The organism is Sphaerospermopsis sp. FACHB-1094 (assembly GCF_014696195.1).
Lineage (GTDB): Bacteria > Cyanobacteriota > Cyanobacteriia > Cyanobacteriales > Nostocaceae > Sphaerospermopsis > Sphaerospermopsis kisseleviana.
Genome location: NZ_JACJPT010000135.1, coordinates 1 through 13075 on the forward strand (window position 1 = coordinate 1; position 13075 = coordinate 13075).

Below are 13075 nucleotides of genomic sequence, written 5' to 3' on the forward strand. Positions count from 1 at the left end.
GGGGTAACTTGTTTGCATTTATTAACAGGAGTTAGTCCCTTTGATTTATATAGTCCGATGGAAGGGGAATGGGTATGGAGAGATTTTTTAAATGGGAATGTTGTAAGTAATGAATTAGGAAAGATTTTGGAAAAATTAGCAAGTCCTATTGCTAAACATCGTTATCAATCTGTAAAAGAAGTGATGCAGGAGTTAAATTTTGTAGATCAAAATGTGAGGCGATCGCCTTCTCAAATTTTACCTTCACCACCTTCACCATCTGTTACTGTAACAAGTCGGTATCAAAAACTAGAGAAATTATTAGCAGCAAGAAAGTGGAAAGAAGCAGATGAGGAAACAAGACGGATAATATTGACGCTTGCTAACCGAGGAATACCGGGTTATTTGGAAATAGACAATGTTCTTAATATTCCAAGTGGAGACATCAGCATTATAGACAATTTGTGGGTAAAGAATAGTAATGGACGCTTTGGTTTTTCTGTACAGAAGCAGATTTATGAAAGTGTGGGGGGGACAACAACTTACAACCGCCAAATCTTGAATAGATTTATAGATAAGGTAGGATGGAGAACAGGAGAAAATTTACTGTCTTATAACGAGATTACCTTTGACATAAAAGCACCAAAAGCGCATCTTCCTTTTTTTCCCGTAGGTTCGATATGGTGGTGGAAAGTAGTTATTAGTTTGTATTCTCAAGATGATTACTGGAAAGCGGTTGTAATAGTTCTGATCTTGCGTTCATAACAGTAAACTGTAAAATTTAAAGATTACAGAAAAATATTAAGTTTGAATCAGGATAACCAGGATTAAAGGATGTACAGGATGTTAATGTTAACCTACTAAAAAATAACAGATATTTTTCTCTGTGTCCTCTGTGCCTCTGTGGTGGTTCGTTCTCAATCTCCTATTCACAGATCCACGACTTAAAAACAAGGTAAAATCAAAGAATGATTAACCAAAGGTGAACAATGGAAAACCAACAACTAAAAGCCCTGATCAAAGAAACTATTTTAGAACTGATAGAAGAAGAAAAATGGACAATTCAAAAAATATTAATCCCAATCTTGAATAACAAAGAAAATGAAGAATGGAACGAGTTTTCCTTAGAACAAGCTATGAGAGACTTAGAAAATGATCATCTTCCTGAATACACCGAATCCGATTTAATAGAAAAATGGCAATAGCAGGTCAAATCGTTCTCTTCAAATTTCCGCAAACTAACCTGACACTGGGGAAATTACGCCCTCCACTACTCATCAAACCCCTATCTAATAATAGTTATGATGACTGGTTAGCCTGTATGATTTCCACAAAAACAGGACAAGAAATAGTAGGATTAGATGAAATTATCTCACCCCAAGATGTTGATTTTTCGCAAACAGGCTTAAAATCAGAAAGTGTGTTTCGAGTTTCACGACTAGCTGTAGTTTCCGAACAGATACTTTTAGGAAAAATTGGTGAAATTTCTGAAGCAAGATTAACAAGAATTAGACAAAATCTAGCAAATTGGATTTTACAAGATTAGGTATATTATTAAACCAGATTTAGTAAACCGTGTTCAATCTCTAGTTGCTGATGTAGAAATTGATCTTGATGCAATACTATCTGAAGAGGATGAGTAGCTTGTCTGCAAATCAGCCTTTATATACAACCTGGTCTAACTTTCTGTAAAAACTGAAAATTCTGTATTATAATAAGACAAGTGCTGCTCATAGCATTTCATAGTCATTACTCACCACAAAAAACACTATGCGCTTAAAAAGATGGGAATCCCCCCGTAAACAAGGGAGAAACGACAAAGGCCGGGGCGGTTCAGCCAGAAAAAGACAAATCAAGAAACAACAGCAGATGCTGAGAAACAAACTCAAAGAACAGCAAAAGCCAGAAAACAACCAAAAAAACCAGAAAAACAACAAACCAAGGGAAGGGATAACAACCTTCCCTATTTTTTTGCCTCAAATCCCTCAGATCCCGGACTTCTTGGAGAAGTCCGGGATCTTCTATAGCCACCTGCTAAGGAATCGGAAATTTTTTGGAAATTTTTTGGAAAAAACCCTTGACAAAACCTATGGTGTGACTGCTATATTATTTAGAGTGAAAGCAGTGGGGCGTAGCCAAGCGGTAAGGCAGCGGGTTTTGGTCCCGCCATCCCTAGGTTCGAATCCTAGCGCCCCAGTATTATCAAATAATTATCAAGGGTAGATTAAAAAGTCTACCCTTTTTGATATTTTGGATTTTATATTTTAGATTTGGGATTTTAGATTTACCAATTACTCAATATTGTTATTTTTCGGGTGATTTTAAAGCTTGATCTAAAATTTCTCTCGCTTGTTCAGCTTTCGCTTTTGCTTCTTGATAACGAATATTAGCTTGGGCGAAATTTTTCAGCACCTTGAAACCTTCCTTGAGACGGGTAATTTCATCCTCAGTTACAGTATTATCAGAAAATAGAACATCAACAGCTTTACGAATTTCTAAAGCTTCAGCACGGGTTTCCTGGACTTTTAACTTGAGTGTAGCCAAATTACTGAGAACTTGTACAGCTTGGGTAATGGCATCCTCACCGCTAGTATTATCAATAGTTGGTTCTTTGACTTCTATTAACTGTTGAGGACCAAAACCTTCTTCCAATTCTGTGGGTAGTTTATCAGCTTCCATCAGTTCCATCAACTGATCCATTGCTTTATCACGGGCTTTAGCCGAATCTCTTCCAGGAACAGTGAGGATAATTTCTGGACTTTGAGCGAGAGTATATTGAACCATAGTAGGGGAAAAATTTGCTGGTTTACCAAGATGGTATTTAATTTTAACATTTAAATTAATTGGTAATTGGTAATTGGTAATTGGTAATTGGTAATTGGTGATTGGTAATTGGTAATTGGTGATTGGTAATTGGTAATTGGTAATTGGTAATAATTTATTCCCACTGTCCCCAGTCCCCAGTCCCCAGTCCCCAGTCCCCAGTCCCCAGTCCCCAGTCCCCTGTTGCCTATTGATAAATTATTTATACTGGAGAAGAGCAACTATAAAATCAAACAGGACAGGAGAGACAATGACTCCCAATCCCGCTATTATGCGATCTGTGGAACAATTAGGCTACCGTGTGACTGTGGGTGATGTAGCTAGTCAAGCGGGTTTAAATGTGGCTGAAGCTAATCAAGGTTTATTAGCTTTAGCGTCTGATGCTGGTGGACATTTACAGGTAGCAGAAACAGGTGATATTGTTTATCAATTTCCCCAAAATTTTAGAACAATTTTAAGAAATAAATATTTGCAGTTGCGTTTGCAAGAATGGTGGAAAAAAATTTGGGGGGTGCTGTTTTATTTAATTAGAATTTCCTTTGGTATTTTGTTAATTGCTTCGATTGCCCTGATTACTATCACCATCATTATAATTATGACTGCTGCTAATTCAGACCGAGATGGAGATAATAGAAGCAGCAGTTCTGGTGGTTTCAATTTCTTCTTTTTCCCGGATTTATTTTGGTATTTTAGTCCTGATTATTATGGCGAAGAAAGACGCAGAGAAAGAAGAGAAAACAGTGAGTTCAATTTCTTAGAATCTGTATTTTCATTTTTATTTGGTGATGGAAATCCGAATGCGAAATTAGAAGAAAGACGTTGGCGAGAAATTGGGATTGTAATTAGAAATAATCAAGGGGCGGTGGTTGCAGAACAAATTGCACCGTATTTAGATAATTTGGGGGAGAAATACCAACAGGAATATGAAGATTATATGTTACCTGTGTTGGTACGATTTAATGGTAAACCCCAGGTAAGTCCTGAAGGACAAATGGTATATTATTTCCCTGAATTACAAGTACAAGCTAGTAAAAAACTCCGTCAACCAGTAGATCCATATTTAGATGAAAATCTGTGGCGGTTTAGTGCTGCGAGTTCAGGACAAATTATGCTCAGTGCTGGTTTGGGTGTGGTGAATATTGTGGGAGCTTTAATATTAGGAAGTTTATTAAAAGGTGGAGAAATTGCAGCCCAAATAGGGGGATTGGTTGGTTTTGTCCAAGGAATTTATTGGTTGTTGTTAGCTTATGGGATTGGTTTTTTAGGAATACCATTAGCGCGTTATTTTTGGATTAAATGGCGTAATGGTAAAATTGCAACTCGTAACCGTGAACGTTTAGAAAGGGCGAGAATTTTAGGGAATGCGGATGATACTTTACAACAAAAGATTGATTTTGCTCGTCAGTTTGCTGGTGAGAAAGTAATTGGTAAAGAGGATTTAATTTACTCTAGTGATAGAGATTTACTAGAACAGGAATTTGAGCAGGTGAAAAAGCAGAATTTGTTAGGTGATGGGTAATTAGTGATTGGTAATTGGTAATTGGTGATTGGTGATTGGTGATTGGTGATTGGTAATTGGTAATTGGTAATTGGTAATTGGTAATTGGTAATTGGTAATTGGTAATTGGTAATAGTTGATTAGAAAACATAAAATTGATTACCCAGTCCCCAGTCCCCAGTCACCAGTCCCCAGTCCCCAGTCCCCAGTCCCCAGTCCCCAGTCCCCAGTCCCCAGTCCCCAGTCCCCAGTCCCCAGACTACTTAGCTTGAATAGGAGTTAAAGCTACACCTTTGTAATAATGTCCTAAAATTTGCAGGTGGTTTGCTCCCTGTTTAGCTAGGTTGTATGCTCCCCATTGACTCATACCTAAACCATGTCCAAAACCTAATCCTTGGAGGGTGAAGTTACCATTTGCGTCTTTGTTGAGGGTGAAACGGGTACTTCTCAGTTTTAGTGCAGTGCGGACTGCTTCACCTTTGAGGACTTTTGTACCTTGATCTCCCACAATTCTTAAAGTTTTAACGCTGCGGAAAGGAGACAGAGATTCAATCATCATATCTCTGACGTTACCGACTCCAGAAATGCGAGAGCTAATTTCTTCTGGGGTGAAGGTTCTGCTCCAGTTGCATTCTTTGATGTTTTGATCGAAGTCTTGGACAGCGCGTAAATAAGGAAGGGGGTTTCCCCAAACGTCTTCTACGTTTTCGGTGTGTCCACCAGAACAGGCATGAAATACTGAAAGAATAATGCGGTTGTCGTAGGTGAGGACTTGACCTGCTGTGCTATCTACTGCTGCGTAGGTGTTGCGAGATTCGCTGCTGACACCTTTGTAAATTTGCCAGCGGTCGGGGGTATCTCCTAAGTCAAAAATGGGGTTGTTACGTTGTTGTTCTCGTTTGTAGAGGGCATAGGTACGGGCAGCGATCGCTTGGGCTTTTAAAGCTTCTTGCGGCCAGCTAGAGTTCATTTCTCCACCGATGACGCTGTAGAGATATTCTTCTAAGTCTACCCAGTTAACAGCGGTTAAGCCGTTTTCGGTGGGGATAACCAAAGTTCTACCGCGAAACCAGCGATCGCCTATATAAACAAATCCTTTATCTGTAGGTTCAATCCAAAATAAACCAGATTGCCATTTATCTAAGGCTACTCCTCCGGGAACTGCTTGGGCTGCATAAGCACTCATTCCTGGTAGTTGTCCCAGGGTACGGCCAGAACTATCTTTAACTATTGCTGTCGTGGAAGCACCAACTTTAACTTGATTTACTCCCTTTTCAATGGCTACGCGCAGGATCACAGATGCTTGAGCAGGAGCGACTAAAACAAACCATAACAGGATACCTATCCACCAATGTTTTCCTTGAATTTGGGAAAATAAAGCGCCTAAATAAAGTTGGATTTTCATGCTGACCGTTGAATCACAAGCCTCTACCAGTTTAAAAGATATTTTTCCTTGTGAGAAAGTTGCGACTTCAACTTGAGGAGATCAAGGAGTCAGGAGATCAAGGAGTCAGGAGATCAAGGAGTCAGGAGATCAAGGAGTCAGGAGATCAAGGAGTCGTAGGGGCGAAGCATTCGGAAAATAACCTGTGATAAAAATTGATAATTTATCGCCCGAATGCTTCGCCCTTACAGGAGATCAAGGAGTCAGGAGATCAAGGAGTCAGGAGTCAGGGAGAAATTATTTGTATTTTCCCAGTCACCAGTCACCAGTCACCAGTCACCAGTCACCAGTCACCAGTCACCAGTCACCAGTCACCAGTCACCAGTCACCTGTCACCAGTCACCTGTCACCAGTCACCTGTCACCTGAATTATTGACTTCATTGGCAACAATACCAATTAAATTTAACTGACTCAAAATTTCTGTTGTTTGCATTAGTTGATGTGGTGTTAATTGCCCGATGCGTCCGACGATGACAATACCATTAGAAACAGAGGCAATAATTCTCGCATCAACACTATCTAAAATAGAAGAAGTATCTATTAAAACTAGATCATAGATTTTTTCAAAAGACTCTATTAATTCTTTAAGTCTTTCTGAACTGAGGAGATTCACTACATTATCTGGTTGGGGTCCTGCGGTTAAAACATCTATTGATGGGTGAATAGGTTGGATATAATTTTGAAATTGTGTCTTGATGTCATCCAGCAATAATAAAGATAAACCCCAATCATTAGAGATTCCCAAAATTTTGTGTAAGCTGGGCGATCGCAAATTAGCATCAATGACTAATACCCGTTGGTGCATATTCGCTGCACTCGCTCCCAACCCTAAAGTTAAGGTTGTTTTCCCTTCTCCTGGTAGTGCAGAAGTCAACATCAAGGATTTAAAAGGTAAGGAATTTTTAAAGATTTGCAGATTTTGGTAAATCATATCCAGGGTTTCATGGCTGGATAATTTACTTTTGTTTTCTGTATTTATGTTTTCTGTATTTATGTTTTCTGTAATTACCGATGCTTGTTTTTCTTGCTTCTGTCTCAATATTTCTTTCAATCTGCTTTTTAAACTAGGTTTACCCAATCTTGGCACAGAACCAAGTAATCTGATATTTGTTAGTTTTTGTAAATGTAAAGGTGAAAAAATTACCTTGTTAAACATTTCCCAAATTAAGACTACAATCACACCTAAAATTGGTCCAGTTACTATTCCACCAATAATCAATAACCATTTTTTTGTACCAATATAAATACCTACTGCTGGTTCTTCCAAAATTTCCCACTCAAATCCGCTTTGAGCAATTTTCAATCCTAATGATTGTTGGAATTGTACCAGTTGTTCAAGTGTTTGGCGTTGGATTTTTACATCGGATAACAAACGATTATATTCTGATATAAGGCTGGGGTATGTATTTAATTGTGTGCGAATTTCTTGTTCAGATTTAACTAAGTTATTTCCTTTATTAATGAGTGAATTTCGTTGTTTACTCAACCCGGCTAACTCCTCAGATAATTTATTATCAACAGTTAATAAATTCTCTGTATTTTGATCAGTATTAGTAGCTGTATTTTGCAATTTTTCTTGTAATAATGCCATCTGAAGTTGGCGTTTTTCCTTCAGTCTGATCACCACTGGAGAATTATCGGTGTAGCGCAAACGCTCCTGAGCTAAATTAGCTTCTGTTTTTCTAAGTTCATTGACTAAAGCTTCATAGTTACTGGAACGATTTAAACTAGCAGTTAACTGTGCATTCTTTTGGGAAGATGCTAATTTTTGTTCTAGACTTTTGTAGCGATTTTCTACAGTTTCGAGTTGTAAACGGTTAGTTTGTCGTTGTTTCTGAATATCAGCCAGAGATTCTAACAATATTTTACTTTGTATTTGTGGATCAATTACATTATGTTTCCGGCGAAAAAATGCTAATCTTTTCTCAGCCGCTAATGTCTCATTCTGTAACCTTGGTAATCGGTTGTTAACAAAGGCTAAACCTTGATTAACACGCTGATTTTTTTGTTCAAGATTATAGTCTTGATAAACTTTTTGCAGAGCTTGTAATACTCTTTGGGTTTTGACAGGATCGGGGTCTTTAAATGAAACGATAAATACTTGATTATTAACCCCATTAGATGATAATTTTTCTTCTGCGGGTTTGATTTGCAAATATCCAGTTTTGCCAGTATCACTGTTACCTTTGATATCTTCTAAGGTAATATTGGGATAATCAGCACGTAGTAAATCAACTGCTTTTTGTACTAGTTTAGAACTCAGCATTAATTTCATCTGCTGGGTATATTCTCCAGATGAATTATCAGAATTATTTAACTGACTGGTTGCATCTATTTGGCTCTGTGTTTGGCTCTGTGTTTGGCTCTGTATTTGGCTCTGAGTTGATCGTAATTCTTGATCCAAATCATCAGTTATCATGATTTGCATAGAACTCTGGTACATCGGTTTTGTGATGACAGCCAAAAGACTTGTAACTGATATTACTGCACAAGAAACCCCCAAAATTAAAAAGCGTCTGTAAAACAAAATTGTAGCTATTTGTCTAAGATCAAATACGCTTTGTTTAGAGGTAGTAATTACTTGTTTACGATTGAGATGACTTGTAGCCACTAGAAAAGTCCTCTACTATGAAAATAATATATCTGGAAGATAATGATGATAGCAAATTTTGAGATCAAACTTTGAGATATTTTTCCTTGGAGATAATTGATACTCAAAGTTGTTTCTTACATCAATAAGAGTTATTCTTTCCATGTTGATGAAGTGGAGCATCCCAAATGTGTAAATTTATTTTTATTTAGGGAAATAAAATGCTCCAAGTCTTGATATAATTGAACCGCAAAGGATGCAAAGGACACAAAGGTAAGAAATTGTGAGAGATTTTTTAGTGTTGCTGCGTTTATTTTGTCAAAATTGGGATGCTCCCGATGAACTACTTGATAGAACATATCCTACATAGCTCTTAGATCATTAATTCATCCCGATATATGTCCAGTTAGCACTATGATAGTAAATTTATTCAGAAGAATTTTAAATATTTAATGAAGGATAAATAGGAAATATATTAAGTATGAAAAATATTCAGGACGATAAGTGATCTAACTTTAAAAAAAACATTAAATAAACATTAAATAAACATTAAATAAACATTAAATAAACATTAAATAAACCTAAGAGGATGTTTTAAAAGTAGTATAGTACGATTTTAATCACATTGCTACCCCCTCCCGCCTTGTAAAAGGGGGAAACAATAAAAATCCAGTTCCCTCCCGTTTACAAGGGGAGGGTTAGGGAGGGGTCAAAATATTTGATACACCATGAAAGACTTTTCAAACAACCTCTAACCAACCCCTAACCCCAACCTATTACCTACCCCTCCCCTACTTTTCCGACTGAGAGATCCGACTTTTCCGACTCCAGAGGTAACACTAGATCAGCTATTATCAGCATATAAGAAGTAGTACCTCATAGAAAAAACTCTGCTTATAGCTGTATCAATGATTATTATTCCTATTAAAAAACTAGAAAATTAAAGATTTTTTCAAAGATTTTTTCCCTGTTCCCCGTTACCTGTTCTTTCTTACCCAATAGTAATTTAGCATAACAAGTACCGAATAATCATGTTTAATCGTATATCTGAAACTCTAATACACAAGATCCGCTGGGTATTAACTATCCTATGGCTAGGATTAATGGCATCTTTTTTATATGATCCTTTATCTTCAATATTGACTAAACCTGAAAATACTTGGAGTCCTTTGAGATTGTCCAATACTTGTATTAAAGTACAAGATCAATGCCTATCACAACAGCCTTATCCTCTAGGAACAACCTTATTTTGGGGAGCAATTATTCCTATTTCTATTTTCATTTTACTAGTGTTCGGACATGAAATGTGGCGAAGAATTTGCCCCCTATCTTTTTTATCACAAATTCCCCGCTCTTTAGGTTGGCAGCGTCAAATCAAACGAGAAGATCCTAAAACTGGCAAAATACGTTATGAGTTAGTAAAAATTAAGCCTGATTCATGGTTAGGCAAAAATTATCCCTATGTACAATTTGCATGGCTGTTTGTAGGGTTATGTGGTCGTATTTTATTTTTTAATGCAGATCGTTTAATGTTAACATTATGGATATTATTTACCATTGCATTCGCTATTACTGTGGGTTATTTATATAGTGGTAAGTCTTGGTGTAACTACTTTTGTCCCATGGCTACAGTGCAAAGGATTTATAGTGAACCTGGTGGATTATTTAGCAGTCAGGCTCATACAAGTGAGCAATTAATTACTCAATCAATGTGCCGTACTACATTACCAGATGGTAAAGAAAAAAGTGCTTGTGTAGCTTGTCAAAATCCTTGTATTGATATTGATTCCGAAAGAACTTATTGGTCTGATTTAAAACGTCCAGAATCATCGTTTGTACGTTACGGCTATGTTGGTTTAGTTATTGGTTATTTTGTTTATTACTATCTGTATGCTGGTTATTGGGATTATTACTTTTCTGGTATTTGGGCAAGAGAAACCGATCAACTTGCATCACTGTTTGCACCGGGATTTTATGTGTTAGGAAAAACAGTTAATATACCTAAAATAGTTGCAGTGCCTATGACTCTTGGAGGATTTACAGCCCTGGGCTATGGGTGGGGAAAAGTAATAGAAAAGAAAGCAAAAGCTTATAGTCTGCGTCATCATCTTCATCTTTCTATTGATACTATTAGACATCGAATTTTTACCATTTGCACCTTTGGCATTTTCAACTTCTTTTTTATTTTTGCTGGTCGTCCTCTCATTATATTATTGCCATTATGGATACAATATTTATACGATATATTATTAGTCATCTTGAGTACAATGTGGCTATACAAAACTTGGAAACGTACCCCGGATATTTACTCAAGAGAAAGTGTTGCTAATCGTTTACGCAAGCAACTAGAAAAACTAGATATCAATTTGCCCAAATATTTAGATGGACGTTCTATTAAGGAATTAAATACTCATGAAATATATGTATTAGCCAAGGTATTACCAACTTTCACAAAAAACAAACTCTATCATGCATACAAAGGTGTGGCACGGGAATTTTTAGTAGAAGGAAAGATGAAATACTCTGAAGGTTTAGAAGTATTACAAAAAATGGCTCAAGATTTGGAAATTTCAGAGGATGAACACTGGGAAATTCTCAATCAGTTGGGTGTGGAAAACGTAGAAATTATCAATTCTCCTCTGGAAATAAAAAATGTAGAAAATAATGTAGAAAATGATGAGCTATTGCAAAAACTGCAAGATTTGAATCAGGTATTGCAAAAACATTTCGATAAAATTCTTTATGTACCAACCAAGTATACTGGTTTTGTACTAGTAAAAGATAGTTTGCAGAAATTAAAGAGATCCCAGGAAAAAGAAAAATGAGAAATATGAAATATAAAGTTTTTATTTAGATCCCGGACTTCTTTAAGAAGTCCGGGAGTCATAACCCCGACTGACTCATGACTAGTGCTATAGTATATAAAGAAATGTAAAGGGATTATCAATACTGTCATGCAGGATAAAGTTATTGTCATCGTTGGTGCTACTGGTGGTATTGGTTCAGCCTTAGTTCGTCAACTTGCACCCACTGGGGCTAAATTGGTACTAGCTGCTAGAAATGCCTTGAATTTAACAACATTAGCTAGTGAGTTATCAGGGGAAGTGCTGACAGTGCCAACGGATATTACACAACCGGAACAGGTGGAAGCATTGATACAAGCAACTGTGGCGCAGTTCGGTAAAATTGATGTTTTGGTAAATGCGGCTGGTTTAGGTATTCTCAAGGCATACAACAATATAGAATCAGGGGAATTAGATAAAATTCTGGACTTAAATTTAAAAGGTTGTTTTTATACCTCTCAAGCTGCTGCTAAGGAAATGCAAAAACGCAAATCTGGCCATATTTGTAATATAGTCGGGATTTTAGGTAAACATTCCATGCCGATGGCTGCGGCTTATTCTGCTTCTAAGTTTGGGGTTGTGGGTTTTAGTAAGTGTATGGCGGATGAACTTAAACGTTTTGGTGTCAAGTTTACTTTGTTTTATTTTGGTGGTGTAGATTCTCCTTTCTGGGACAATGTAAGTTTAAAAGTAGATAGAAGTAAAATGTTAAGTTGTGAAACGGCGGCTAATGCTGTTTTCTATGCTTTATCGGCTGAACCTCAAGCTGTGCCAATGGAAATTAATATTCAGCCTGATAGTCATTTATTTTTCTAAGAGCTTTTTTCAGGTAAATGAATCATACTTAAATACAAGTTTCGCGCAAAGTGCAGAGGTGCAAAGTCGTAAAGAGAAACTTAGTTTTATTGCTGGTGTGTTTCATTTACCTGATCACTGTTAACTGATAATTGATAACTGATATGCTGCAAATTGATCACGTTCACTTCTATGTAGAAGATGCCCACACTTGGCGCGATTGGTTTGTCAAATATCTGGGTTTTCAAAGAGTAGTTAATTCATTTTTTTCAAGTTATGAAAATCAGGGAAGTTCATTACACACTCTGACTGAAGTTGTGAAAAATGGTGATGTCTATTTTTTACTTTCTTCACCTCTTTTACCCTGTAGCCCTGTAGCGGAATATTTACGTTTTCATCCTCCTGGTGTGGTTGATGTGGCTTTTGTGGTGGAAGATTTAAAGGCAGTTACGGCAAAGGCTACTGCTAATGGTGCTACACTTTTACAACCTGTTGAAAATGGTGAATTTTACAAATATGCAAAAATTTCTGGTTGGGGTAAATTAAGTCATTCATTAATTGAAAGAAATATTGAGAAAACAATTATTGAACAGGATGGTTTTATAGGTATAGATCATGTGGTTTTAAATGTGGAAGTCGGGGATTTACAAACTGCTGTTAAATGGTATCAGAATATTCTTGATTTTCAACCCCAACAAAGTTTTAATATTCAAACTGATTTTTCTGGTTTGCATAGTCAGGTGATGATTTCTGCTAATGGTAAGGTACAATTACCAATTAATGAACCTGCTTCTGCTAATTCCCAAATTCAGGAATTTTTAGCATTTAATCGTGGTTCTGGTGTGCAACATATCGCTTTACAAGCTGCAAACTTAATTGATGCGATCGCTCGTTTTCGGGCTGCTGGTTTATCTTTTCTCTCTGTTCCCAAAAGCTATTATTTACAATTACAACAACGTTTAGAATTGCCTTTATCACCTGACGAATTACAGGCGATCGCCCAACAAGAAATTTTGGTAGACTCTCAACAAGATGCACCTTTAGAAGCTTTACTATTGCAGATTTTCACCCAGCCAATTTTTAATGAACCTACTTTTTTCTT

12 protein-coding genes and 1 tRNA gene are annotated in these 13075 nt (G+C 36.8%); 9 read left to right on the forward strand and 4 right to left on the reverse strand.

The window, feature by feature from the left end:
- From H6F47_RS24300 to H6F47_RS24315, 4 genes are all read left to right on the forward strand, one after another.
- A partial coding sequence (locus H6F47_RS24300) for a GUN4 domain-containing protein (protein ID WP_190651368.1) occupies window positions 1–744 on the forward strand: 744 nt, incomplete at its 5' end.
- Window positions 745–968: 224 nt separating this feature from the next.
- Entirely contained in the window at window positions 969–1184 is a 216-nt protein-coding gene (locus tag H6F47_RS24305; RefSeq protein WP_096568418.1) for a hypothetical protein, read from the forward strand.
- Window positions 1175–1525, forward strand: a complete 351-nt coding sequence (locus H6F47_RS24310) for a type II toxin-antitoxin system PemK/MazF family toxin (RefSeq protein ID WP_190651371.1) — start codon at window positions 1175–1177, stop codon at window positions 1523–1525. The genes H6F47_RS24305 and H6F47_RS24310 overlap by 10 nt, the downstream gene beginning before the upstream one ends.
- A 579-nt stretch (window positions 1526–2104) precedes the next feature.
- Window positions 2105–2176, forward strand: a tRNA-Gln gene (locus H6F47_RS24315).
- Window positions 2177–2283: 107 nt separating this feature from the next.
- Here H6F47_RS24315 and H6F47_RS24320 read toward each other — a convergent pair.
- Complete coding sequence (locus tag H6F47_RS24320) at window positions 2284–2763, reverse strand: hypothetical protein (protein ID WP_096572687.1); 480 nt, start codon at window positions 2761–2763, stop codon at window positions 2284–2286.
- A gap of 289 nt (window positions 2764–3052) precedes the next feature.
- Between H6F47_RS24320 and H6F47_RS24325 the strand changes: the two genes are divergently transcribed.
- Window positions 3053–4321, forward strand: coding sequence for a hypothetical protein (locus tag H6F47_RS24325; protein WP_190651373.1), 1269 nt, complete (start codon window positions 3053–3055; stop codon window positions 4319–4321).
- Here H6F47_RS24325 and H6F47_RS24330 read toward each other — a convergent pair.
- Window positions 4251–4451: an alpha/beta hydrolase gene (locus H6F47_RS24330; RefSeq protein ID WP_190651375.1), complete on the reverse strand. Its 201-nt coding sequence runs from the start codon at window positions 4449–4451 to the stop codon at window positions 4251–4253. The two genes, H6F47_RS24325 and H6F47_RS24330, sit on opposite strands and share 71 nt — an antisense overlap.
- A gap of 108 nt (window positions 4452–4559) precedes the next feature.
- Window positions 4560–5705, reverse strand: coding sequence for a SpoIID/LytB domain-containing protein (locus tag H6F47_RS24335; RefSeq protein WP_137669561.1), 1146 nt, complete (start codon window positions 5703–5705; stop codon window positions 4560–4562).
- Window positions 5706–5899: 194 nt separating this feature from the next.
- On the opposite strand from H6F47_RS24335, the gene H6F47_RS24340 reads away from it, so the two are divergent.
- Complete coding sequence (locus H6F47_RS24340; protein WP_190651377.1) at window positions 5900–6112, forward strand: hypothetical protein; 213 nt, start codon at window positions 5900–5902, stop codon at window positions 6110–6112.
- On the opposite strand, the gene H6F47_RS24345 is transcribed toward H6F47_RS24340, so the two are convergent.
- Window positions 6098–8356, reverse strand: a complete 2259-nt coding sequence (locus H6F47_RS24345; protein ID WP_190651379.1) for a Wzz/FepE/Etk N-terminal domain-containing protein — start codon at window positions 8354–8356, stop codon at window positions 6098–6100. The two genes, H6F47_RS24340 and H6F47_RS24345, sit on opposite strands and share 15 nt — an antisense overlap.
- Window positions 8357–9366: 1010 nt before the next feature.
- Between H6F47_RS24345 and H6F47_RS24350 the strand changes: the two genes are divergently transcribed.
- The 3 genes from H6F47_RS24350 to H6F47_RS24360 form a co-directional block, all read left to right on the forward strand.
- The gene (locus H6F47_RS24350) at window positions 9367–11160 is read left to right on the forward strand and encodes a 4Fe-4S binding protein (protein WP_190651382.1); all 1794 of its coding nucleotides are present in this window, start codon (window positions 9367–9369) and stop codon (window positions 11158–11160) included.
- 129 nt (window positions 11161–11289) lie between these two features.
- A complete protein-coding gene (locus H6F47_RS24355; RefSeq protein WP_137669024.1) occupies window positions 11290–11994 on the forward strand; it encodes an SDR family oxidoreductase in 705 nt (234 codons plus the stop codon).
- 143 nt (window positions 11995–12137) lie between these two features.
- Window positions 12138–13075: VOC family protein (locus tag H6F47_RS24360; RefSeq protein WP_190651385.1), on the forward strand; the 938-nt coding region annotated here is incomplete at its 3' end.

What these genes read in the sequence shown, in the direction of transcription:
- H6F47_RS24320 (WP_096572687.1), bottom strand. Translation starts at nt 2,763, where the DNA reads ATGGTTCAATATACTCTCGCTCAAAGTCCAGAAATTATCCTCACTGTT.
- H6F47_RS24305 (WP_096568418.1), top strand. Translation starts at nt 969, where the DNA reads ATGGAAAACCAACAACTAAAAGCCCTGATCAAAGAAACTATTTTAGAA.
- H6F47_RS24335 (WP_137669561.1), bottom strand. Translation starts at nt 5,705, where the DNA reads ATGAAAATCCAACTTTATTTAGGCGCTTTATTTTCCCAAATTCAAGGA.
- H6F47_RS24350 (WP_190651382.1), top strand. Translation starts at nt 9,367, where the DNA reads ATGTTTAATCGTATATCTGAAACTCTAATACACAAGATCCGCTGGGTA.
- H6F47_RS24325 (WP_190651373.1), top strand. Translation starts at nt 3,053, where the DNA reads ATGACTCCCAATCCCGCTATTATGCGATCTGTGGAACAATTAGGCTAC.
- H6F47_RS24355 (WP_137669024.1), top strand. Translation starts at nt 11,290, where the DNA reads ATGCAGGATAAAGTTATTGTCATCGTTGGTGCTACTGGTGGTATTGGT.
- H6F47_RS24330 (WP_190651375.1), bottom strand. Translation starts at nt 4,451, where the DNA reads ATGTTTTCTAATCAACTATTACCAATTACCAATTACCAATTACCAATT.
- H6F47_RS24310 (WP_190651371.1), top strand. Translation starts at nt 1,175, where the DNA reads ATGGCAATAGCAGGTCAAATCGTTCTCTTCAAATTTCCGCAAACTAAC.